Below are 19,949 nucleotides of genomic sequence, written 5' to 3' on the forward strand. Positions count from 1 at the left end.
GATGGATTCGAATAAGAGGGTTTATAAGGTTTTAACGTTCGCTGCCCGTCCACGAAAGAGTAACGGACAGCGAACCGTCTACTGGCTTCGTCCATAATGAAGTGCTCAAGTTTTAATAATTAAGGATATGACAATGCCGTGCACTTCCAAGTTGGAAATGCTGTTGCGGTAGTTGTCAGTGTCAGCGCCAGGCGATTAAGCGGCGCGGGCCTCGACATACAGGTTCAGGGTCAGGCCGGCGCGCTGGAACAGCTGCGCAAGCCCAAGACTCTGCGGGTCCTGGCTGTCATCGAAATTCCAGCGTTGCTGCAGCTGACCGGTGGCCGGGCAGATACGCCAGCCGATGGAGGCGCGTGCGCAAGCCTTGGAGGAGGCGGGGGCGGCGAACAGGGCATGGCCGCGCGCCGATTTCACCGGTTCGCGGGACAGTTTGACGCGCATGTTCGAAGCAAAGGCGCGAACGCCGGGCATTACAGAGGATTTGAAAGTCATAACACACCTCGCGACCGGACTGGCGCCGGCAGAGGCGAGTTACGGAAAGAGCATCAAGCCCTGGCGCAGCTCACCCGACCTGTGCGTCGAGTCCCGTCATTTTCTGGGTTAAGCGTCCGGTGAGCCGCATACGCGGGAACCGGACAGCGTCTAGATACTGTGTCCATTGGGTTCTTTTGTGAGTTAAAAAAAGGCCTGAGCAGCAGGCAGGGGAAATTTACTCAACGAAGTGCTTGAAGTCAACATCCAATGTGGCGTTTTGTTGGAGTAACCTGAATATAAGCTGACGTGATGGAAATGAGTTTCGGGCATTGAGTTCTGAAGTTGTTTTGTTGCCATGAAATGAATATGTACCGAGCTGTTTGGGTGCATATTCATGGGGACGTTTAACCAGGCTGATGTTTTCAGCCTGGCAGCGGATCATTTTCGCGGTTGCAGCAACAAGGCCACCAGCGCGCTCCAACCGGTCTGATGGGAGGCGCCGAGGCCGCGTCCGCTGTCGCCGTGGAAATACTCATGAAACAGCACCAGGTCGCGACTCGCCGGGTCGGCCTGCAACTGTGCATAGGCCGCCATGGTCGGCCGCCGGCCGTCCTCGTCCAGCAGGAACAGCGAGGTCAGGCGCCGGCCCAGGCCGTCGGCGACTTCGCCGAGTGACGACAGGTAGCCGGAACCGCTGGGGTACTCCACGGAAAAGTGATCATCGTAGTAACGGTGGAATTCGCGCAGCGATTCGATCAGCAGGTAGTTGATCGGCATCCACAACGGCCCGCGCCAGTTGGAGTTGCCACCGTACAGGCGCGAGTCGGACTCCGCCGGCTGATAGCGGGCGCTGAGGAGCTTGCCGTCGAGCTGCAGGGCCAATGGCTGTTCGGCAAATGCCTTGGACAGCGAGCGGACGCCGAAGTCGGAGAGAAACTCGGCCTCATCGAGCATGCGCTTGAGCAGGTTCTTGGTCCGTTCGCCGCGCAGCAGGGCCAGCAGCAGGCGATTGCCGTCGCCGGGTTCGTTCCAGCGCGAGACCAGGGCCGCGAGATCCGGCCGGTGGTGCAGGAAGCCCAGCAGCCGCTCACGCAGGCCGGGCAGGCCTTCGTGTTCGCGCTGCTCCAGCACCAGCACGGCGAACAGTGGCATCAGCCCGACGATGGAGCGCAGGCGCACCGGTTCGCTGCGCCCATCGGGATGTTGCAGCACGTCGTAGAAGAATTCGTCCTGGCTGTCCCACAGGCCTTCGGCGCTGTCATCGACCCGGTTGATCGCCCCGGCGATATAGAGAAAGTGCTCGAAGAATTTCACCGCGATATCGACATACACCGGATTGCGCTTGGCCAGTTCCAGGGCCATGCGCATCATGTCCAGGGCATAGGCGGCGACCCAGGCGGTGCCGTCGGCCTGATCCAGGGTGTCGCCGGGCGGCAGGTCGTCGGAGCGGTTGAACAAGGCAATATTGTCCAGCCCCAGGAAGCCGCCCTGGAACAGGTTGCGGCCCTCGGCGTCCTTGCGGTTGACCCACCAGGAGAAGTTCAGCAGCAGCTTGTGGAAGATCCGTTCGAGGAAATCCAGGTCGCCGGTCCCCATCAGTTCCTTTTCCCGCTGGTAGACCCGCCACGACGCCCAGGCATGCACTGGCGGGTTGGCGTCGTCGAAACGCCACTCGTAGGCGGGCAACTGGCCGTTGGGGTGCATGAAGCGGTCTTTGACCAGGAGCAGCAACTGCTGCTTGGCGAAGCCCGGATCGATCAGGGCGAAGGCCACCGCCTGGAAACCCAGGTCCCAGGAGGCGTACCAGGGGTATTCCCATTTGTCCGGCATGGAGACAATGTCGAAGTTCGACAGATGCCGCCAGTGTTTGTTGCGGATATGCAGGCGTTCGGCCGGCGGTTGCGGTTGTGTCGGGTCGCCGTCGAGCCACTGGTTCACGTCGAAGTAATAGAGCTGCTTGGACCACAGCAGGCCGGCCAGGGCCTGGCGCTGGACATTGCGCGCGTCGGCGTCGGCCAGGTCATGTTGCAGGGCGGCATAAAAGTCATCGGCTTCCTGGCGGCGCTTGGCGAACAGCTGACGGGCATTGATTTTTTCGCTGTCGGGCGCGGCGAAGCGCAGGTAGACCGTGCGGGTTTCATCCCCTTGCAGTGTCAGGGAAAAGTGCGCCGCCACCCGTGTCCCGGCATCGCGGCGAATGCTCTCGGCGCCGTCGACCACATGGTCGTTGATGCCATCCTTGAACGGGCCGTCGGCTTGCGAACCGTTCAGTCGCCGGGTGTTGGTTTCGTTTTCGCAGAACAGCCATTCGAAGCTGCCATCGCCCCAGGCACTGGCTTGCATCGGGTCACAGCCGGCGTGCTGGGCGATGACCCGGTCGCCTTCCAGGGTCAGGCTCGGCCGCCGGGCATGGAGGCTCCAGCTCCAGTCATTGCGCGCCCAGAGATGCGGCAGCACCCGCAGGCGCGCGGGTAGGTGAAAGCGGTTGTGCACGCTGACCCGCATGACGATGTCGTTCGGCCCCTGCTTGGCGTACTCCACCGTGATATCGAAATAGCGATTGTCCTCGAACACCCCGGTATCGAGGATCTCGTACTCGGCATCGCCCAGGCCGCGCCGGGCATTTTCCGTGACCAGGTCGTTGTAGGGGAAGGCCGCCTGCGGGTATTTGTAGAGCATGCGCATGTATGCGTGGCTGGGCACGCCGTCGAGGTAGAAGTACAGCTCCTTGACGTCTTCACCGTGATTGCCTTCGGCGTTGTTCAGGCCGAACAGGCGCTCCTTGAGAATCGGGTCGCGCTCGTTCCAGAGGGCCAGCCCGAGGCACCAGTGCTGGGACCTGTCGGAGAACCCCGCCAGGCCATCCTCGCCCCAGCGATAGGCGCGGCTGCGGGCGTGATCGTGGGGGAAATAGGCCCAGGCATCGCCGTCGGCGCTGTAGTCCTCGCGTACCGTGCCCCATTGCCGTTCGCTCAGGTACGGTCCCCATTCGCGCCAGCGGGCGGCATCCTCGCCCGCCAGGCGCTGGCCTTCAAGGGTGTCGAGAAGCGTCGCTGCTGGTTTGGCCGTCATCGGGTCTTCCGTCGCTGGGGGACTGAGCAGCAGTGTAGAACGCACCGGCTCCCTTGCGGGAAGTCGGTTGCCGTCAGGCGAGCACCGCCACTGATTTGATCTGCGCCCAGAGGGCCTGTCCCGGCGCCAGCTTGAGCTGGTCGCGCGAGTAGCGGGTGATCCGCGCCAGCAACGGCGTGCCCGCAGCCTCCAGCCGGACCAGCACGTGGGCGCTGTTGTCGGCGGGGGCTTCCCCGGTGATGGTCACCGGCAACAGATTGAGGATGCTGCTGTGTTCGCCTGGTTGCCGGCTGAGGCTGACGTCGCGGGCCTGAATCTTGATGCGCAGACGCTTGCCCGGGGCCAGCGGTGCGTGGGCCACCCGTACGTTCAGCAGGCTGTCGGGCAATTGCAGGGTCAGCAACTGATATTGGGGGTCGTAGGCGCTGACCGTGCCCTCGATCACCACGCCGGCGTCGTCGCCCAGGGCCAGGGGCAGGTCGAGCCGGGCCAGGGTGTCGCCGATGGGGCCGCTGGCCAGGGCCTTGCCTTCGCTGAGCAGGACGATATGGTCGGCCAGGCGCGCCACTTCGTCCTGGGAGTGACTGACATAGAGCAGCGGGATATCCAGTTCGTCATGCAGGCGCTCGAGGTACGGCAGGATCTCGTTCTTGCGCTGGCTGTCGAGCGCCGCCAACGGTTCGTCCATCAGCAGCAGTTGCGGGCTGGTGAGCAGCGCCCGGGCAATGCCGATGCGCTGGCGCTCGCCGCCGGACAGGTGCTGTGGCTGGCGGTCGAGCAAATGGCCGATCCCCAGCAACCCGGTGGCGTGGGCCATGTCGACCCGGCGTTGGGCGCGGGGTATGCGGCGCAGGCCGAATTCCAGGTTGGCGCGGACCGATAGGTGCGCGAACAGGCTGGCTTCCTGGAACACATACCCCAAAGCGCGCTTGTGCGGCGGGACGAACAATTGGCGGCTGCTGTCCTGCCAGACCTGGTCGTTGATCTGGATAAAGGCCTCGGGGGCTTTTTCCAGACCGGCGATACAGCGCAGGCAGGTGGTCTTGCCCGAGCCCGAGTGTCCATACAGGGCGGTGACGCCACGGCCGGGCAGTTGCAGGTCGAGATCCAGGGAAAAGTCCGGATAACTCTGGCGCAGACGGACCTGTATCGAAGACGTCATGGTTCAACTCCAGCCCATTTTGGTCTTGCGGCTCGAGTACAGCGCCAGCAACACGAGAAAGGAAAACACCAGCATGGCGCCCGCCAGCCAATGGGCCTGGAGGTATTCCATGGCCTCGACGTGGTCGTAGATCTGCACCGAGACCACCCGGGTCTTTTCCGGGATATTGCCGCCGATCATCAGGACCACGCCGAATTCGCCTACGGTATGGGCGAAGCCGAGAATCGCGGCGCTGATAAAGCCCGGTCGTGCCAGGGGCAGGACCACGCTGAAGAAAGTGTCCCAGGGATTGGCGCGCAAGGTCGCCGCCACTTCCAATGGGCGAGTGCCAATGGCACTGAAGGCGTTTTGCAGCGGCTGCACGACAAAGGGCATCGAGTAGATCACCGAGCCGATCACCAGCCCGGTGAAGCTGAAGGTGAGGGTGCCCAGCCCGATGGACTGGGTGAACTGGCCGATAAAGCCGTGGGGACCGAAGGCGAGCAGCAGGTAGAAGCCGATCACCGTCGGCGGCAGCACCAGCGGCAGCGCCACCAGCGCGCCGACCGGTCCGCGCAGCCAGGAGCGGGTACGGGCCAGCCAGAGCGCAATCGGAGTGCCGATCAGCAACAGAATCAGCGTGACCAGGGACGCCAGTTTCAGGGTCAGCCAGATGGCGGTGAAGTCGGCACTCAAGAGCGGCATTTAGAGCTGATAGCCATAGGACTTGATGATGGCGGCGGCTTTCGGGCCTTTCAGGTACTCGACCAGCGCCTTGGCGGCGGCGTTGTCCTTGCCCTTGGCCAGAATCACCGCGTCCTGCTTGATGGCCTCATGCATATCGGCCGGGACGATCCACGCCGAACCGCTGGTGACCTTGCCGTCCTTGTAGATCTGCGACAGGGCGACAAAACCCAGCTCGGCATTGCCGGTGGAGACGAACTGGTAGGCCTGGGTGATGTTCTGGCCGGTGACCAGCTTGTCCTTGACCTTGTCGGTCAGGCCCAGTTTGGCCAGGACCTGGGTGGCGGCCAGGCCGTAAGGCGCGGCTTTCGGGTCGGCGATCGACAGATGCTGATACTGGTTGTCCTTGAGCACCTGGCCCTTGGCGTCGACGTAAGCGTCCTTGGCCGACCACAGGGCCAGGGTGCCGGTGGCGTAGGTGAAGCGCGAGCCGGCGACGATATCGCCTTCTTTTTCCAGCTTGGCGGGGGTGCTGTCGTCGGCGGCGAGGAACACTTCGAACGGTGCGCCGTTCTTGATCTGGGTGTAGAACTGGCCGGTGGCGCCGTAGGCCGCGACCAGCTTGTGGCCAGTGTCTTTCTCGAAGTCAGCGGCGATGGCCTGGATCGGCGCGGTGAAGTTGGCCGCGACAGCCACCTGGACTTCAGCGGCCTGGGCTGCGCTGAAAGCAACTACGCTGAGCAGGGCGGCCAGACAAGTCGGGGCAAAGCGTGAGGCACGAATGATCATGAAGCGGCTCCGTTCAAAGGAAAGGGACAGGTAAATGCACCGCTTGTTATAAGACGTGCGCGGCGCTTAGAGGGATGAATCGCTATATAAATAAATATATAGCGATTCTATTCCTGTGGCGAGTGGGCATGCCCTAATGCCGTTCAGGCTTCCTTGGCTGAACGACATTAGGGCCGATCCGCGCAGTTCGTTACCGTCCTTTCAAGATCGTCTGGGCCCGTTCCGCCAACTGCCGGGTCAATGCCTCGGCCGGCAATTCCACGCCCAGGCGCAACGCCTGGCCCGACCACAGGTTGCTGAAGTCCGCCTCGCCCTTGGCCCGCAGTGGCAGCAACGCGCCGCCGGCCAGGGGAAACGCCGGCGCCATATCGCTGATCGGCCCCAGTTCGCGCATCACCCGGTTCATGATGCCCCGCGCCGGCCGGCCGGTGAACAGGTTGGTCAGGGCCGTCTCGCTTTCCTTCGCGCTGCGCAGCGCCTGGTGATGCGAGGCCGAGATCTTGGCCTCCGGGGTGAACAGATAGGCCGTCCCTAGCTGTACCGCCGAGGCCCCGAGCATAAAGGCCGCCGCGATGCCACGGCCGTCGCCGATACCGCCGGCGGCAATCACCGGAGCATCCACCGCATCGGCGATCTGCGGCACCAGGGCAATGGTGCCGACCTGGGTGTTGAGGTCGTTGCTGAGGAAAATGCCGCGATGGCCGCCGGCTTCATTGCCCATGGCGATGATCGCGTGGCAGCCGCGTTCTTCCAGCCAGCGCGCTTCATCCACGGTGGTGGCGCAGCCGATAATCGTTGCGCCGGTGGCCTTCACCCGCTTGAGCAGGGCCTCGGGCGGCAGGCCGAAGTGGAAACTGACGATCTCCGGCTGCAGCTCTTCCACCAGTTGGCAGCTGGTTTCATCGAAGGGCGCACGGCTGGACACCGGCGTCGGCGCATTGAAGTCCACCCCCAGTTCACGGTAGTAGGGCGCCAGGCGCTCTTTCCAGCGTTTTTCCCGTTCGGGGTCCGAAGCCGGCGGTTGGTGGCAGAAGAAGTTGACGTTCAATGGCGCCTGGGTCGCGCTGCGAAACACCTGCACTTCCTGGCGAATCTGCTCCGGGGTCAGCATGGCGCACGGCAGGGAGGCGAGGCCGCCGGCCCGGGCCACGCCGATCATCATGGAGGACGTGGTCGCCCCGGCCAGCGGCCCCTGGATGATCGGGAGGTCGATGCCGAACAGGTCAAGAATACGGGTATCAGGCCAGGTGCTCATGACGACTTTTCTCCGGGGCAGATAAAAGGATAACGACGAGAACAGGGCTGGTTTGTATCAGGAATAAGGTCTGCAAGGCCAGCGGCCGTCTTATTTGCATACGCAAAAAATGCTCCCGGGTGACGGCGCCGCAGAATCCACCTAAAGTTGTCGCACTTCAAAACACCCGCTCAGGAGCACAATTCAGATGGATGTGAAACGCATGGAAGTGGCGGCTTTCCAGGTCTCCGGCCCACAGGTCCGCACCCGCAATCAGGATGAACAGCAACCTCGGACGGCAAGGATCGGCGGGCTGTGGGGCAGCTTTTTCGCCGAGGGATTGGCCGAGCGCATCAGTACCCGGCAGCCCGACTCGCCGGTGTATGGCGTCTATTCCGGTTACGAATCCGATGCCAGCGGCTATTTCGATGTGACGGCCGCGGTGGCGGTCAGCGCGCCCGCACCGGGCTATAAGACGCTGCTGGTACAGGCGGGTCCCTACCTGGTCTTCGAGGGCCGTGGTGCCATGCCGCAAACCGTGATCGACACCTGGGGCCGGATCTGGTCCTACTTCGAGCAGCATCCCGGGCAGCGCCGTTTTGCCACGGATTTCGAAGTCTATACCGGGCCTGACAGCGTGGCGGTGTATATCGGCGTCGTCGATTGAGCCGGGACTCTATCTTTGGTCGTATGTATTTTGTAGTCAGTCGGTCTATATTGTCTCCATGACCTCGATAACCCCTGCACCGCGCAAGCCTGGCCGTCCGCCGAAGATCCCCCGGGAGAACCTGCAAACCCGCGAGATGCTGATTCGTTGCGGCACCGAGATCCTCACCGAGCAAGGTTTCATGGCCACGGGGATCGATACCGTGCTCAAGCGGGTGGGGGTGCCCAAGGGCTCGTTCTACCATTACTTCGACAGCAAGGAAGCGTTTGGCCAGGCAGTGCTTGAGAGTTACGCCGGGTATTTTGCCCGTAAGCTCGACCGCTGGCTGCTGGACGAGTCCATGGCGCCGTTGCAGCGCCTGCGCGGTTTTGTCGACGAGGCCAAGGCCGGCATGGCCCGGCATGAATTTCGTCGCGGTTGCCTGGTGGGCAATCTCGGGCAGGAAGTGACGCTGTTGCCGGACAGTTACCGCGAGCAGCTGGAGGCGGTGTTTCGCAGTTGGGAGTTGCGTCTGTCACGCTGTTTGCAAGCGGCGCAAGCCGCGGGCGAGTTGGCGGCGGATGCGGATTGCGAGGCCTTGGCGAGTTTTTTCTGGATCGGCTGGGAAGGTGCGGTATTGCGCGCCCGGCTGGTGCGCAGCGATGCACCGTTGGAAATTTTCATGCAGGGATTTGTACGCAGTCTGGCAGGTTGATTTTTTGGGTTTATTTCTAGGCGATCGGTCTAAATTGGAGGCAAGCATGTTCAGTGGCATCTTGATCGAAAAGGACGCGGACGGTTATCGGGCCAACCTGGCGTCCATCAGCGAGGCTCAGTTGCCGGAAGGCAATGTGACGGTGCGGGTGGCCTACAGCACCTTGAATTTCAAGGATGGCTTGGCAATCACCGGCGCAAGCCCGGTGGTGCGACAGTTTCCGATGGTGCCGGGTATTGATCTGGTGGGAACGGTGGAGCAGAGCAGTCACGCCGATTATCGGGTCGGCGATGGGGTGCTGCTCAATGGCTGGGGTGTCGGCGAAGGGCATTGGGGTGGCCTGGCGCAGAAAGCCCGGCTCAACGGTGACTGGTTGATCCCGATGCCAGCGGGCTTCACCCCGGCGCAGACCATGGCCATCGGCACCGCGGGTTTCACCGCCATGCTCAGCATCCTGGCCCTGGAGCGCAATGGCCTGACGCCGGATCAGGGCGATGTGCTGGTGACCGGGGCCAACGGCGGCGTCGGCAGTTTTGCCGTGGCCTTGCTCGCGCGGCTGGGCTATCGGGTGGTGGCCTCGACCGGACGTACCGCCGAGCATGCCTACCTGCAACAGCTGGGCGCGGCCGAGATCATCGATCGCGAGACCCTGTCGCAGCCGGGCAAACCACTGGCGAAAGAGCGTTGGGCGGCCGCTATCGATTCGGTGGGCAGTCACACCCTGGCCAACGTCTGCGCCGGTATCCGCGCCAACGGCACGGTGGCCGCTTGCGGCCTGGCCCAGGGCATGGACTTTCCGGCCTCGGTGGCCCCCTTCATTCTGCGCGGCGTGACCCTGGCCGGGATCAACAGCGTGACGCAACCCAAGGCGCAACGAATCCTCGCCTGGGAGCGCCTGGCAAAAGATCTCGACCGTGGGCTGCTGGCGCTGATCAGCCAGGAAATCAGTCTGAGCGAGGCGCTTGAACTAGCACCGCGATTGCTCGCCGGGCAGGTGCGCGGCCGGGTGGTGGTGGACGTCAACCGCTAAGCCACAGGCGGCTAACCGGCGCTGCGCAAGGTGAAGTTGAGGCGTTCGGCCCCCATCTGTGGGTGGTGACCTTCCTTGATCGGCAGGACGCCATGAAAGCGCAGTCGGTCGACGCCGCCCCAGACCACGACATCGCCGTGAAACAGCGGGGTGCGTTGGGATTTGTCGCTGCGTTCATGGCCGCCAAACAGGAAGATCGCCGGCAGGCCCAGTGAGACCGAGACCACGGGCGCGCTGAAGTCGCGCTCGTTGCGGTCCTGGTGCAGGGACATCTTCGCCCCTGGCAAATAGCGATTGATCAGGCAGGCATCGGCACAAAAGTGTGCAAAGCCCGCGGCCTGGGCCGCCTCCAGCGCCAGTTGGCGGAACACCTCGGGCATTGCTGGCCAAGGCCGGCCGCTCTGCGGGTCGACGCGGGTGTAACGGTAGCCGTCGCGGTCGGTGGTCCAGCCCCATGTGCCGCAACTGCTCAAGCTGGCGGACATGGTAAAGCCGCCCGGGGTGACCATCTGCCGAAACGGCGCCTGTTCCAGCACCTCGGCCAGGGCCGGCAGCAGACGCTCGACCCAGGGCAGGGCAAAGCCGCGCAGCACGCAGGACTGTGCGCCGATGGCTTCGAAGCGTTCGGGTTGCTGCAGGTCGGCGTCGGCAAACAGGTCGAGGGTCATGGCAGACGGTCGCGCGTTCTTACAGCGCCTTGCTGGCTTTCACGTCGCTGATGACCGCGTCACTGTCACCATGAATGGCTTTCAGCGCGGCCAGGGCTTGTTCGTCGCTGCCGTTTTCCAGTTGGGCGAATTCGAAGCGACGCTCACCGTTGAGCTTGTATTTGATGACGTATTTGGTGGTGGGTGTGGTGTTCACGGCGATTCCAGTAACGAGAAGATGGACAGCGGTGGCGATTCAGCGCAGTTTCGAGCTGGAACGACGGATGATGCGAATCGAGTGCGTCAGGTTCGGCTTGCGGGTGACGCTGATGGCGCGCTTGGTCACCACGGTATCAATGGTAATGTTCCAGAAACCGGTGCTCGGGATGGTGATTTTCGCCGGAAAGGTATCAAATGCGCCGCCGTGGTAAGTGTGACGACCGCCATTCTTGAAGCTGCGAAAGTTGGCGTCGTTCATCAGGCGGATGTTGCACGTCTGGGAGCATTCGATCACGACGATGTCGTCTTCGTTGAGGTGCTCGCGCTGGTGGATGAATTTCAAGGGCGTCTCCAGAAGGCTTTTTCTACAAAATCAAAAAGATAGCATGTGGAACAGGGTGTTTTTAGCACGGTAGCCGATTTATTCGACCGCTACGCCTCCCAGTCTGACGGATTGCGTAGCCTTGTCGCCATAAAGTTTGGATTAAATCCTTGGGCGCGGGAGAAAAATCGCCCGGACGCTGTCCTACCGTCTTTGTCGGAGATTTGCTTATGAAGTGGGGTGTGTGGGCATTGGTTGCTCTGGTCATGAGCGGATGCGCGAATGTATCGGATATCGAGCAGTCACCGCCGACGATGGCCGTGATCTCCGGCAAGAAGCCCATGGCCTATGCGCAGTGCTTCGATTCGCGGCTGGCCAAGGACCGTGGGCCTTCATTGATCGAGCCTTATCACAAGGACGGGGTCAAGGTGATCGTGCGTGACCGTTTTTCCACCCATCCGTCGGCGGTGCTGTTTATCGAGGAGCGCTCCAGCGGCAGCAGCATCAAGGTCTTCGAGAGCATGTCGAATTTCCCGTTGCGCTCGCGAGCCGTGCTCGATGCGGCGGAGCACTGTATTTCAGGCTGAAGCACCTGGCGCCTGGCTATTTACACACCACCGTCACTGTGCGGCTTTTGAAATTGCCGACATCGATGCCCAGGGTCTTGTCGCTTTCCTTGGGCGAGGGGGTGCCATCGGTGCCGACGATGGTGTAGCCGGTACCGGCACAGGAGGCATCGGCCTTCTCATAGCACTTGGCCCAGGACATGGCTTCGCCCGAACAGTCGATGGCCAGGCCCTGCTGGCCGTTGTTCAGGTAGGTCTTGGACGCCGTGGCGCAGCCGCCCAGGGCCAGCAGCGCAATCAATACCAGGAATTTGTTCATGCCGGTATTCAGTCCTTGTTGCCACGACGCCGGGCGGCGGGGGCGGGGGTATCTTCGAAGACCGAGGCCACTTCAATGGCCAGTGTTTCGCTCGGAAAGGGGCCGGCGACCGGTTCGCCATCGGCACCGGTCAGCCACCACTGGCCGTCTTTTGCTTGATTGATCAGGTAACCGTTCACGTTCTTTGCTGCCGACATCGATCTGTCTCATGGGCTGATGAAAGGTGCTGATGATAGCTCAGATCAAGGCATAAACCGTCAATAGCCGCTAGAGTTGATGGCCGAAGCACAAAGACCGACGATTGACCCGCTCGGTGAGCGCCAGATGTAGCAATATTTGACACAATCCCGGAACTATCTGCCGTCAGGTTTCTCTATGTTGGCGTCAGTCTGCTATCAGCCGGGCATTGTAAGGTGGCCGCTGCCTGATTAGACTGCGCCGAAACTTGTACACACCGCCCTTTCAAGGACTTATATGATCAAGAAATGCTTGTTCCCAGCAGCCGGTTACGGTACTCGCTTCCTCCCAGCGACTAAAGCCATGCCCAAAGAAATGCTGCCGGTGGTGAACAAGCCACTGATCCAGTACGGCGTCGAGGAAGCGCTGGACGCCGGCTTGACCGAGATCTCGATCGTGACCGGTCGCGGCAAGCGCGCGCTGGAAGACCACTTCGACATCAGCTACGAGCTGGAAAACCAGATCAAGGGCACCGACAAGGAAAAATACCTGGTCGGTATCCGCAAACTGCTGGACGAGTGCTCGTTCTCCTACACCCGTCAGACCGAAATGAAAGGCCTGGGTCACGCGATCCTGACCGGCCGTCCATTGATCGGTGACGAACCCTTCGCCGTGGTACTGGCGGACGACCTGTGCGTCAACCTCGAAGGCGACGGCGTCCTGACCCAGATGGTCAAGCTGTACAAGCAGTATCGCTGCACCATCGTCGCGATCCAGGAAGTCGATCCGCAGGAAACCAACAAGTACGGCGTGATTGCCGGCGACCTGATCGGCGACGACCTGTACCGCGTACGCAACATGGTCGAGAAGCCGAAGCCGGAAGATGCACCGTCGAACCTGGCGATCATCGGTCGTTACATCCTGACCCCGGACATCTTCGCCCTGATCGAACAGACCGAGCCAGGCAAGGGTGGCGAGATCCAGATCACCGACGCCCTGATGAAACAGGCCCAGGACGGTTGCGTGATTGCCTACAAGTTCAAAGGCAAGCGTTTCGACTGCGGTGGCGCTGAAGGCTACATCGAAGCCACCAACTTCTGCTTTGAGCACTTCTACAAGACGGGCAAGGCTTACTGATAAGGCCTGTTGTTTTATAGAAAAAAGCCACCTCACGGTGGCTTTTTTATGGGCGCTGCTTCCAGGCTTCTTGTAGGCGCGAGCTTGCTCGCGAAAAAATGGCCAACGATGACGCGGGCGAGCTGACGGGGTGCGGTGCGGCGGCTCTCTTTCGCGAGCAAGCTCGCGCCTACCGTTTTATATTTCATCTGAATGCCCTTATAGACTCCTGACGCTGACCCAGAAGGCTACAGCGGGTATGCTGTGCACCTGCCGAGGAGATTGAAATGGCCTACGATTTTGACCTGTTTGTGATTGGCGCCGGTTCCGGCGGTGTGCGTGCGGCGCGGTTTGCCGCCGGGTTTGGCGCCAAGGTGGCGGTGGTCGAAAGCCGCTATCTGGGCGGGACCTGCGTCAACGTTGGCTGTGTGCCGAAAAAACTCCTGGTGTACGGCGCGCATTTCGCCGAGGACTTCGAGCAGGCCCAGGGCTTTGGCTGGTCACTGGGTGAGGCGGACTTCGACTGGGCGACCCTGATCGCCAACAAGGACAAGGAAATTCATCGCCTCAATGACATCTACCGCAGCTTGCTGGTCAACAGCGGCGTGACCTTGCTCGAAGGCCACGGCAAGCTGGTGGATCCGCATCAGGTCGAAGTCAACGGCCAACGCTACAGCGCCAGGCACATCCTGATCGCCACTGGCGGCTGGCCGCAGATTCCGGATATCCCCGGCAGCGAACACGCCATCAGTTCCAATGAAGCCTTCTTCCTCAAGGAACTGCCCAAGCGCATCCTGGTGGTCGGCGGCGGCTACATTGCCGTTGAGTTTGCCGGGATCTTCCACGGGCTGGGCGCCAAGACCCAACTGCTCTATCGCGGCGACCTGTTTCTGCGCGGTTTTGACGGTTCGGTGCGCCGTCACCTGCAGGAAGAACTGACCAAGCGCGGCCTGGGCCTGAACTTCAACGCCGATATCGAGCGGATCGACAAACAGGCCGACGGCAGCCTCAAGGCCACCCTCAAGGACGGTCGCGAGCTGGAGGCCGATTGTATCTTCTACGCCACCGGCCGACGGCCGATGCTGGACAACCTGGGCCTGGAAAACACTGCGGTGAAGCTGGACAAGAACGGCTTTATCCAGGTCGACGAGCAATACCAGACCAGCGAACCGTCGATCCTTGCCCTGGGCGATGTCATCGGTCGTGTGCAACTGACCCCGGTGGCCCTGGCCGAAGGCATGGCGGTGGCCCGGCGTCTGTTCAAGCCCGAACAGTATCGTCCGGTGGACTACGCGATGATTCCGACGGCGGTCTTCAGCCTGCCGAATATCGGTACCGTCGGCCTGAGCGAAGAGCAGGCGCGGGAGCAGGGCCACGAGGTGCAGATCTTCGAAAGCCGCTTCCGGCCGATGAAGCTGACCCTGACCGAGTGCCAGGAGCGGACCCTGATGAAGTTGGTGGTGGACGCCAAGACCGACAAGGTGCTGGGTTGCCACATGGTCGGGCCGGAGGCCGGGGAAATCATCCAAGGGCTGGCCATTGCCTTGAAAGCTGGCGCCACCAAGCAGCATTTTGACGAAACCATCGGTGTGCATCCGACGGCGGCTGAAGAGTTCGTCACCCTGCGCACACCGGTTGCTGGCTGAACCATGGCGCTGGCTACACCGCCGGACCTGAGCGACACCGACAGGCCGCTGCAACCCCTGGCCCGGACTTACCCGCGGGGCTTGTTTATCGAGCCCCACGCGCATGTCTGGGGCCAGTTGCTCTATGCGATGTCGGGGGTGATGTGGGTCGAGACGCCCCACGAGGCCCTGGCGGTCCCTCCGCAGCGCGCGGTGTGGTTGCCGCCCGGCGTTCCCCACGGGATCCGGGTGGTGTCGGACCTGCAGATGCGCAATATCTATCTACGTCCGACGTTGGCCGAAACCCTCGAAGACACGGTCCAGGTGATCGAGGTCGGCGGGCTGCTGCGCGAGTTGATCGTGCAGTTGGTGGCGTTGGCCGAGGATCCCCAGGGTGACTATTACGAAACGCTGGTCAACCTGGCGCTGCTGGAGCTGAAGCGGGCGCGGCGTGCGTTTCTGAAAGTTCCGATGCCGTCGGACAGTGACCGTCGGCTGATGAACCTGTGCCAGGCAGTCATGAGCGCACCGTCGTTGGATATTTCTTTCGAGCAGCACGCGCAATCGGCCGGGGCCAGCGTGCGGACCTTGGCGCGCTTGTTTCAGGGCGAGTTGGGCATGGGCTTTGCCGAATGGCGGCGCCAGGTGCAATTGGCGACGGCCGTGGTGGAGCTGATCCAGGGCGTGCCGGTCAGTCGTATCGCTCGGGAGTTGGGGTATTCGCCCAGCAGCTTCAGCGATATGTTCCGGCGTGCACTGGGCGTGGCTCCATCCCACTATCCGGCGAGCTAGCGACTGCCCTCCAACAATAACGCGTACGGTCTGCCCCTGTAGGAGCGAGCTTGCTCGCGATGGTGGTCCGGGCACCGCGGGGTATCAGGTTTTCCGCGTTATCGTTGACGTCCATCGCGAGCAAACTCGCTCCTACAAGTTACGTAAGCGCTTTGGCCGAAATACAGAAGCCTTTGACCGACGCCCACGCTTTGCCGGTCATAGACTCTGGGTATTCCCTCATCGAGCCCGGCGTTGATCATGAGCTACCTTATCTCTCTCGCTATCGGCATCGCCGTCGGCCTGCTTTACGGCGGGCTCGACTTCCGTTCCCCGGCACCGCCCGCCGTGGCCCTGGTCGGCCTGTTGGGCATGCAACTGGGCGAAAAGGCCTGGCCCCTGGGCAAGCAACTGGTCGCCGGCTGGCTGTCCTGAATCCCACGTTTTTTTCTGACTGGATGCGTATTTCATGAAAGCCCTGCAATTTGCGAAAACCGGCGATCTCTCGGCCCTGCAACTGGTCGACGTGCTCACCCCTGTGCCGGCTGCCGGTGAAGTCCTGGTGCAGATCAAGGCGGCCGGCCTGAACCCCAGCGATGTGAAAAATGTGCTCGGGCGTTTCTCCTACACGACATTGCCGCGGATTCCCGGTCGGGACTTTGCCGGTGTGGTGATCGAAGGACCGCAATCGTTGCTCGGCCAGGAAGTCTGGGGCACTGGCAAGGAGTTGGGGTTTACCGGCGACGGTTCCCATGCCCAATACCTGACCTTGCCCGCCAGTGGCGTGGCGATCAAACCGACGCACTTGAGCTTCGCCCAGGCCGCCAGCCTCGGCGTGCCGTTCACCACCGCCTGGGACGCCCTGGAGCGCAGTCTGGTGAAGGCCGACACGCGCTTGTTGGTAATCGGTGCCAATGGCGCCGTCGGCAGCGCCGCGCTGGCCCTGGCGAAGATTCGCGGGGCGCGGGTGTTGGGCGCGGTACGGCGCGCGGAGCAGGTCAAGGCGCTGCGGGACAAGGGTTTTGACGCCATTCAACTGGACCAGCCGGAAGACCTGGCGGCTTCGGTCAACGGCGTCTTTCCCGGTGGCGCCGATGTGATCTTCGACACCACGGGTTTCTGGCTGCCAGCGGCCGTGACGGCCCTGGCGCCCTTCGGCCGGATCGCGATCATCGCCGCACCGGTAGACGGTCATGTGCAGTTGCCGGCCCTGGCGCTGTATCGCAAGGGCGGTTCGGTGGTTGGGATCAACTCGCTGCTGTATGGCACCGAGGCCTGCGCGCGGATGCTCGAGCAGTTCGGGCGCTTCTTTGACGAGGGCTTGCTGGAACTGCCGACAGGGTTGCTGGAGTCGCCGCTGTCCGAGGGCCTGGCGCGTTATGCCGAGGTTAATCAGGGCGGCAGTGACAAGGTGATCCTGCTGCCTTGAGGTTGTTGCACGCGTTGTCGTGGGGACTTGAAAACGCCACAAACCTGTAGGCGCCGGCTGGCTGGCGATGGCGGCCGATCAGGCGATGCAAGGCTCACTGGCCTCATTGCCAGCAAGCCGGCTCCTACAGGTCTCATTCCAAACGGTCCATTCCCAGGGGGCCAGATCCCTGCGCAAATATCGGCGGCTTGAGCTACAACTGTCTTGCTCATTCAAGGAGACAACCCGATGTTCGCTCACTGGTCCCTGGCCGCACTTCATCTTCTGGCGTTTGGTATCGCCCTGGCGGCGGTATTCGGACGTGGCGGGGCTTTACGCCGCCTCACCGGCACCAGCCCGGCCGAGCTGCGGCAGGTGTTTATCTGGGACAACCTCTGGGGCATCAGCGCCGGGGTCCTGCTGGTGACGGGTGGCCTGCGGGCTTTCGCTGGTTTCGAGAAAGGCACGGATTACTACCTGCACCAGCCGCTGTTCCACCTCAAGCTGACCTTGTTCGTGATTGTCCTGCTGCTGGAGCTGGCGCCGATGATCAACTTGATCAAATGGCGTATCGCCCAGAAGAAGGGCGCGGTCATCGATATCGGTCGCGCCCGGCTATTCGCCCGGATCAGCCATATCGAAGCGCTGCTGATCATGCTGATCGTGATTGCCGCCAGTGGCATGGCCCGGGGATTCCTGGTCGGATAGAGGGGCCACACTATCTTTGTAGGAACTGACTTGCTGGCGATGAGGCCGGTGAATCTTGCATGCCTGTTCGACCGCCATCGCCGGCAAGCCGGCCCACAGGGGGATATCAGGGCTGCAGGCGCAAACTCGCGCGGATGCCGTTGACCACCGGCTCGACGCTCTTGTAGCCGTCCGCGGAACCGGCATAGAGCAAGGAGTAGGCCTTGCCATCGCGGGCCGCGGCCACCAGGGTCTGGGTCATCACGTGAGCGCCGTTCTGGGTGATGGTGCAGGTGGTTTCCACCGCGGCCATGCCGCCCAGCGTGCTGTCGTGAATGCGGTTGCAGACACTCATGAAACCGCGCTCGACAAAGTTCTTCTGGACCGCCTTGCGCATCTCCAGCAACACCCCGGGGAGGTTGACTTCATGGCCGGGATTGAGCGCCGACTCGGTCAACTCCATGACCATCAACGGGTCGCCATTGGCATCGTTCTTCACCGCGCGCTGGCGCAGGCCGCTGATCACTTCGCCCGCCGCGTTCTGGGCCGGGGGCAGGGTCTGCACCTCCCAGTCGCCGGGCCAGGTGATGATCAGATCGTCAGCCAGGGCCGACAAACTGCCCAGGAGCAGGAGAAGGACGGTAAAACAGGCACGACATTGCACAGAGGTCATGGGAAGGCACTGATCGAGAGTCTGGAATTGATTGTTACAGTGTATCAATACTCCGTGGGCGATGGCTGATAAAACTGCGCGAGCAATCGACCGTTACTCAGCTAACCCTTTGCTTCTTAAGCTTAATCCCGGACAATCGCGCCCCTCTTATGGCCGGGGCGCTGCCAGTGACATGCTTTTTATCCGCCCCGGTCGCGTGGTAATGACCGGCTAACGGAGATTCGACCGGATGAATGACCAGGCCAACAGCGTCGACGAACGCTATGAATCGGCCCCCGTTGCACTGAGCAACTGGAACCGCCAAGACACCACCTGGATGCTGGGCCTGTTTGGCACGGCCATCGGCGCGGGCACCTTGTTCCTGCCGATCAACGCGGGGCTGGGCGGCTTCTGGCCGTTGCTGGTCCTGGCGGTGCTGGCGTTCCCCATGACCTTCTACGCCCACCGTGGCCTGACCCGTTTCGTGCTCTCCGGGCGCGAGGGCGCGGACATCACCGAAGTGGTGGAAGAGCATTTCGGGATCAAGGCCGGGGCACTGATCACCTTGCTGTATTTCTTTGCGATCTTCCCGATCCTGCTGATCTACAGCGTGGCCCTGACCAATACCGTCGGCAGTTTCCTTGAGCACCAGCTGCACCTGGTGCCGCCGCCCCGGGCACTGCTGTCGCTGATGCTGATCCTCGGCCTGCTGGTGGTGGTGCGTTGCGGCGAGCAGGTGATCGTCAAGGCCATGAGCCTGATGGTGTATCCGTTTATCGTCGCCTTGCTGTTCCTGGCGGTTTACCTGGTCCCGCACTGGAACGGCGGCATCCTCACCACGGCCGGCAACCCGCCCGAGCCGTCGGCCTTGCTGCACACCTTGTGGCTGGCGATTCCGGTGATGGTGTTCTCCTTCAACCATTCGCCGATCATCTCGGCCTTCGCGGTTGACCAGAAGCGCCGTTATGGCGCCCACGCCGAGGAGCGCAGTACGCAGATCCTGTCGCGGGCCCACCTGTTGATGGTGGTGATGGTGATGTTCTTCGTCTTCAGTTGCGTGCTGACCCTGTCGCCGGCGCAGTTGGCCGAAGCCAAGGCGCAGAACCTGTCGATCCTGTCGTACCTGGCCAACCACTTCAGCAACCCGACCATCGCCTTCGCGGCACCGTTGATTGCTTTCGTGGCCATTTCCAAGTCCTTCCTGGGACACTACATCGGGGCCAGCGAGGGCCTCAAGGGCTTGGTCGCCAAGAGTGGCCGCAAGCCGGGCGCCAAGGCTCTGGACCGGATGACGGCGGCCTTCATGCTGGTGGTCTGCTGGCTGGTGGCGACCTTGAACCCGAGCATTCTCGGCATGATCGAGACCCTCGGCGGGCCGATCATCGCGGCGCTGCTGTTCCTGATGCCGATGTACGCGATTCGGCGGGTGCCGGCAATGCGGCAGTACTCGGGGCAGATGTCCAACGTGTTCGTCACGCTGGTGGGCTTGGTGGCGATTTCGGCGTTGATCTATTCGTTGTCGGCTTGATTCGATGCGCGTTCTGTCTACGGGCGGAACGCGATCCCCTGTAGGCGCCAGCAAGCCGGCTCCTATGTATGGACTCGCCCACCCTGTCAACACGCTTTTGAACACTGCTACCCGGTTGCATCTATGT

General features: G+C 62.1%; 23 protein-coding genes. 11 read left to right on the forward strand and 12 right to left on the reverse strand.

What is annotated here, in order from left to right:
• Positions 1 to 195: 195 nt before the first annotated feature.
• The 6 genes from AC07VG_RS32245 to AC07VG_RS32270 all read right to left on the reverse strand — a co-directional run bounded on the left by AC07VG_RS32245 (position 196) and on the right by AC07VG_RS32270 (position 7,415).
• On the reverse strand, positions 196 to 492 hold the full coding sequence (locus tag AC07VG_RS32245; RefSeq protein WP_495001715.1) for a hypothetical protein: 297 nt from the start codon (positions 490 to 492) through the stop codon (positions 196 to 198).
• Positions 493 to 912: 420 nt separating this feature from the next.
• A complete protein-coding gene (locus AC07VG_RS32250) occupies positions 913 to 3,546 on the reverse strand; it encodes an MGH1-like glycoside hydrolase domain-containing protein (protein ID WP_495022484.1) in 2,634 nt (877 codons plus the stop codon).
• Positions 3,547 to 3,619: 73 nt separating this feature from the next.
• The gene (gene modC, locus AC07VG_RS32255; protein ID WP_495001717.1) at positions 3,620 to 4,708 is read right to left on the reverse strand and encodes a molybdenum ABC transporter ATP-binding protein; all 1,089 of its coding nucleotides are present in this window, start codon (positions 4,706 to 4,708) and stop codon (positions 3,620 to 3,622) included.
• A gap of 3 nt (positions 4,709 to 4,711) precedes the next feature.
• Positions 4,712 to 5,392 (reverse strand): molybdate ABC transporter permease subunit, encoded by a 681-nt coding sequence (gene modB, locus AC07VG_RS32260; protein ID WP_495001718.1) that lies wholly within the window; start codon positions 5,390 to 5,392, stop codon positions 4,712 to 4,714.
• Positions 5,393 to 6,160 carry a molybdate ABC transporter substrate-binding protein gene (modA, locus tag AC07VG_RS32265; protein ID WP_495001719.1) on the reverse strand — a complete coding sequence of 256 codons (768 nt, stop codon included), beginning with the start codon at positions 6,158 to 6,160 and terminating at the stop codon, positions 5,393 to 5,395.
• A 190-nt stretch (positions 6,161 to 6,350) separates the two neighbouring features.
• The gene (locus AC07VG_RS32270; protein WP_495022485.1) at positions 6,351 to 7,415 is read right to left on the reverse strand and encodes an NAD(P)H-dependent flavin oxidoreductase; all 1,065 of its coding nucleotides are present in this window, start codon (positions 7,413 to 7,415) and stop codon (positions 6,351 to 6,353) included.
• Positions 7,416 to 7,602: 187 nt separating this feature from the next.
• Between AC07VG_RS32270 and AC07VG_RS32275 the strand changes: the two genes are divergently transcribed.
• The 3 genes from AC07VG_RS32275 to acuI are packed head-to-tail and all read left to right on the forward strand — an operon-like array spanning position 7,603 to position 9,785.
• Entirely contained in the window at positions 7,603 to 8,061 is a 459-nt protein-coding gene (locus AC07VG_RS32275; RefSeq protein ID WP_495001721.1) for a GyrI-like domain-containing protein, read from the forward strand.
• A gap of 58 nt (positions 8,062 to 8,119) precedes the next feature.
• Complete coding sequence (gene acuR, locus AC07VG_RS32280) at positions 8,120 to 8,755, forward strand: acrylate utilization transcriptional regulator AcuR (RefSeq protein ID WP_495022486.1); 636 nt, start codon at positions 8,120 to 8,122, stop codon at positions 8,753 to 8,755.
• A gap of 46 nt (positions 8,756 to 8,801) precedes the next feature.
• Positions 8,802 to 9,785: an acrylyl-CoA reductase (NADPH) gene (acuI, locus tag AC07VG_RS32285; RefSeq protein WP_495001723.1), complete on the forward strand. Its 984-nt coding sequence runs from the start codon at positions 8,802 to 8,804 to the stop codon at positions 9,783 to 9,785.
• A gap of 11 nt (positions 9,786 to 9,796) precedes the next feature.
• Here acuI and alkB read toward each other — a convergent pair whose 3' ends face one another.
• The 3 genes from alkB to AC07VG_RS32300 are packed head-to-tail and all read right to left on the reverse strand — an operon-like array spanning position 9,797 to position 10,994.
• On the reverse strand, positions 9,797 to 10,453 hold the full coding sequence (gene alkB, locus AC07VG_RS32290) for a DNA oxidative demethylase AlkB (RefSeq protein ID WP_495001724.1): 657 nt from the start codon (positions 10,451 to 10,453) through the stop codon (positions 9,797 to 9,799).
• A gap of 19 nt (positions 10,454 to 10,472) precedes the next feature.
• Positions 10,473 to 10,649, reverse strand: coding sequence for a hypothetical protein (locus AC07VG_RS32295; RefSeq protein WP_495001725.1), 177 nt, complete (start codon positions 10,647 to 10,649; stop codon positions 10,473 to 10,475).
• 39 nt (positions 10,650 to 10,688) lie between these two features.
• A complete protein-coding gene (locus AC07VG_RS32300; protein WP_100943791.1) occupies positions 10,689 to 10,994 on the reverse strand; it encodes a DUF1883 domain-containing protein in 306 nt (101 codons plus the stop codon).
• A gap of 209 nt (positions 10,995 to 11,203) precedes the next feature.
• Between AC07VG_RS32300 and AC07VG_RS32305 the strand changes: the two genes are divergently transcribed.
• Complete coding sequence (locus AC07VG_RS32305) at positions 11,204 to 11,560, forward strand: hypothetical protein (protein ID WP_495001726.1); 357 nt, start codon at positions 11,204 to 11,206, stop codon at positions 11,558 to 11,560.
• A gap of 16 nt (positions 11,561 to 11,576) precedes the next feature.
• On the opposite strand, the gene AC07VG_RS32310 is transcribed toward AC07VG_RS32305, so the two are convergent.
• Positions 11,577 to 11,858 (reverse strand): hypothetical protein, encoded by a 282-nt coding sequence (locus tag AC07VG_RS32310; RefSeq protein WP_495001727.1) that lies wholly within the window; start codon positions 11,856 to 11,858, stop codon positions 11,577 to 11,579.
• 8 nt (positions 11,859 to 11,866) lie between these two features.
• Entirely contained in the window at positions 11,867 to 12,055 is a 189-nt protein-coding gene (locus tag AC07VG_RS32315; protein ID WP_495001728.1) for a hypothetical protein, read from the reverse strand.
• Between the two features lie 277 nt (positions 12,056 to 12,332).
• On the opposite strand from AC07VG_RS32315, the gene galU reads away from it, so the two are divergent.
• The 6 genes from galU to AC07VG_RS32345 all read left to right on the forward strand — a co-directional run bounded on the left by galU (position 12,333) and on the right by AC07VG_RS32345 (position 17,663).
• Positions 12,333 to 13,172: a UTP--glucose-1-phosphate uridylyltransferase GalU gene (gene galU, locus AC07VG_RS32320; protein WP_100943795.1), complete on the forward strand. Its 840-nt coding sequence runs from the start codon at positions 12,333 to 12,335 to the stop codon at positions 13,170 to 13,172.
• 266 nt (positions 13,173 to 13,438) lie between these two features.
• Positions 13,439 to 14,797 (forward strand): glutathione-disulfide reductase, encoded by a 1,359-nt coding sequence (gorA, locus tag AC07VG_RS32325; protein ID WP_495001729.1) that lies wholly within the window; start codon positions 13,439 to 13,441, stop codon positions 14,795 to 14,797.
• A gap of 3 nt (positions 14,798 to 14,800) precedes the next feature.
• On the forward strand, positions 14,801 to 15,568 hold the full coding sequence (locus tag AC07VG_RS32330) for an AraC family transcriptional regulator (protein ID WP_495001730.1): 768 nt from the start codon (positions 14,801 to 14,803) through the stop codon (positions 15,566 to 15,568).
• Positions 15,569 to 15,808: 240 nt separating this feature from the next.
• Complete coding sequence (locus AC07VG_RS32335) at positions 15,809 to 15,982, forward strand: DUF1427 family protein (RefSeq protein WP_084615061.1); 174 nt, start codon at positions 15,809 to 15,811, stop codon at positions 15,980 to 15,982.
• Positions 15,983 to 16,016: 34 nt separating this feature from the next.
• The gene (locus AC07VG_RS32340; RefSeq protein ID WP_495001731.1) at positions 16,017 to 16,976 is read left to right on the forward strand and encodes a quinone oxidoreductase family protein; all 960 of its coding nucleotides are present in this window, start codon (positions 16,017 to 16,019) and stop codon (positions 16,974 to 16,976) included.
• 228 nt (positions 16,977 to 17,204) lie between these two features.
• Positions 17,205 to 17,663 carry a DUF2214 family protein gene (locus tag AC07VG_RS32345; RefSeq protein ID WP_495022487.1) on the forward strand — a complete coding sequence of 153 codons (459 nt, stop codon included), beginning with the start codon at positions 17,205 to 17,207 and terminating at the stop codon, positions 17,661 to 17,663.
• A 106-nt stretch (positions 17,664 to 17,769) separates the two neighbouring features.
• Here AC07VG_RS32345 and AC07VG_RS32350 read toward each other — a convergent pair whose 3' ends face one another.
• Positions 17,770 to 18,315, reverse strand: a complete 546-nt coding sequence (locus tag AC07VG_RS32350; protein WP_495022488.1) for a DUF4946 domain-containing protein — start codon at positions 18,313 to 18,315, stop codon at positions 17,770 to 17,772.
• A 229-nt stretch (positions 18,316 to 18,544) separates the two neighbouring features.
• Here AC07VG_RS32350 and AC07VG_RS32355 point away from each other — a divergent pair, with 229 nt between their 5' ends.
• A complete protein-coding gene (locus AC07VG_RS32355) occupies positions 18,545 to 19,822 on the forward strand; it encodes a serine/threonine transporter (RefSeq protein ID WP_495001734.1) in 1,278 nt (425 codons plus the stop codon).
• Positions 19,823 to 19,949: the final 127 nt, after the last annotated feature.

It is taken from the genome of Pseudomonas sp. GW821-FHT03C07 (assembly GCF_059420925.1).

Excerpts from the sequence above, each read along its gene's own strand:
- AC07VG_RS32245 (WP_495001715.1), bottom strand. The coding sequence starts at position 492 with ATGACTTTCAAATCCTCTGTAATGCCCGGCGTTCGCGCCTTTGCTTCG.
- AC07VG_RS32250 (WP_495022484.1), bottom strand. The coding sequence starts at position 3,546 with ATGACGGCCAAACCAGCAGCGACGCTTCTCGACACCCTTGAAGGCCAG.
- modC (WP_495001717.1), bottom strand. The coding sequence starts at position 4,708 with ATGACGTCTTCGATACAGGTCCGTCTGCGCCAGAGTTATCCGGACTTT.
- modB (WP_495001718.1), bottom strand. The coding sequence starts at position 5,392 with ATGCCGCTCTTGAGTGCCGACTTCACCGCCATCTGGCTGACCCTGAAA.
- modA (WP_495001719.1), bottom strand. The coding sequence starts at position 6,160 with ATGATCATTCGTGCCTCACGCTTTGCCCCGACTTGTCTGGCCGCCCTG.
- AC07VG_RS32270 (WP_495022485.1), bottom strand. The coding sequence starts at position 7,415 with ATGAGCACCTGGCCTGATACCCGTATTCTTGACCTGTTCGGCATCGAC.
- AC07VG_RS32275 (WP_495001721.1), top strand. The coding sequence starts at position 7,603 with ATGGATGTGAAACGCATGGAAGTGGCGGCTTTCCAGGTCTCCGGCCCA.
- acuR (WP_495022486.1), top strand. The coding sequence starts at position 8,120 with ATGACCTCGATAACCCCTGCACCGCGCAAGCCTGGCCGTCCGCCGAAG.
- acuI (WP_495001723.1), top strand. The coding sequence starts at position 8,802 with ATGTTCAGTGGCATCTTGATCGAAAAGGACGCGGACGGTTATCGGGCC.
- alkB (WP_495001724.1), bottom strand. The coding sequence starts at position 10,453 with ATGACCCTCGACCTGTTTGCCGACGCCGACCTGCAGCAACCCGAACGC.
- AC07VG_RS32305 (WP_495001726.1), top strand. The coding sequence starts at position 11,204 with ATGAAGTGGGGTGTGTGGGCATTGGTTGCTCTGGTCATGAGCGGATGC.
- AC07VG_RS32310 (WP_495001727.1), bottom strand. The coding sequence starts at position 11,858 with ATGAACAAATTCCTGGTATTGATTGCGCTGCTGGCCCTGGGCGGCTGC.
- AC07VG_RS32315 (WP_495001728.1), bottom strand. The coding sequence starts at position 12,055 with ATGTCGGCAGCAAAGAACGTGAACGGTTACCTGATCAATCAAGCAAAA.
- galU (WP_100943795.1), top strand. The coding sequence starts at position 12,333 with ATGATCAAGAAATGCTTGTTCCCAGCAGCCGGTTACGGTACTCGCTTC.
- gorA (WP_495001729.1), top strand. The coding sequence starts at position 13,439 with ATGGCCTACGATTTTGACCTGTTTGTGATTGGCGCCGGTTCCGGCGGT.
- AC07VG_RS32330 (WP_495001730.1), top strand. The coding sequence starts at position 14,801 with ATGGCGCTGGCTACACCGCCGGACCTGAGCGACACCGACAGGCCGCTG.
- AC07VG_RS32335 (WP_084615061.1), top strand. The coding sequence starts at position 15,809 with ATGAGCTACCTTATCTCTCTCGCTATCGGCATCGCCGTCGGCCTGCTT.
- AC07VG_RS32340 (WP_495001731.1), top strand. The coding sequence starts at position 16,017 with ATGAAAGCCCTGCAATTTGCGAAAACCGGCGATCTCTCGGCCCTGCAA.
- AC07VG_RS32345 (WP_495022487.1), top strand. The coding sequence starts at position 17,205 with ATGTTCGCTCACTGGTCCCTGGCCGCACTTCATCTTCTGGCGTTTGGT.
- AC07VG_RS32350 (WP_495022488.1), bottom strand. The coding sequence starts at position 18,315 with ATGACCTCTGTGCAATGTCGTGCCTGTTTTACCGTCCTTCTCCTGCTC.
- AC07VG_RS32355 (WP_495001734.1), top strand. The coding sequence starts at position 18,545 with ATGAATGACCAGGCCAACAGCGTCGACGAACGCTATGAATCGGCCCCC.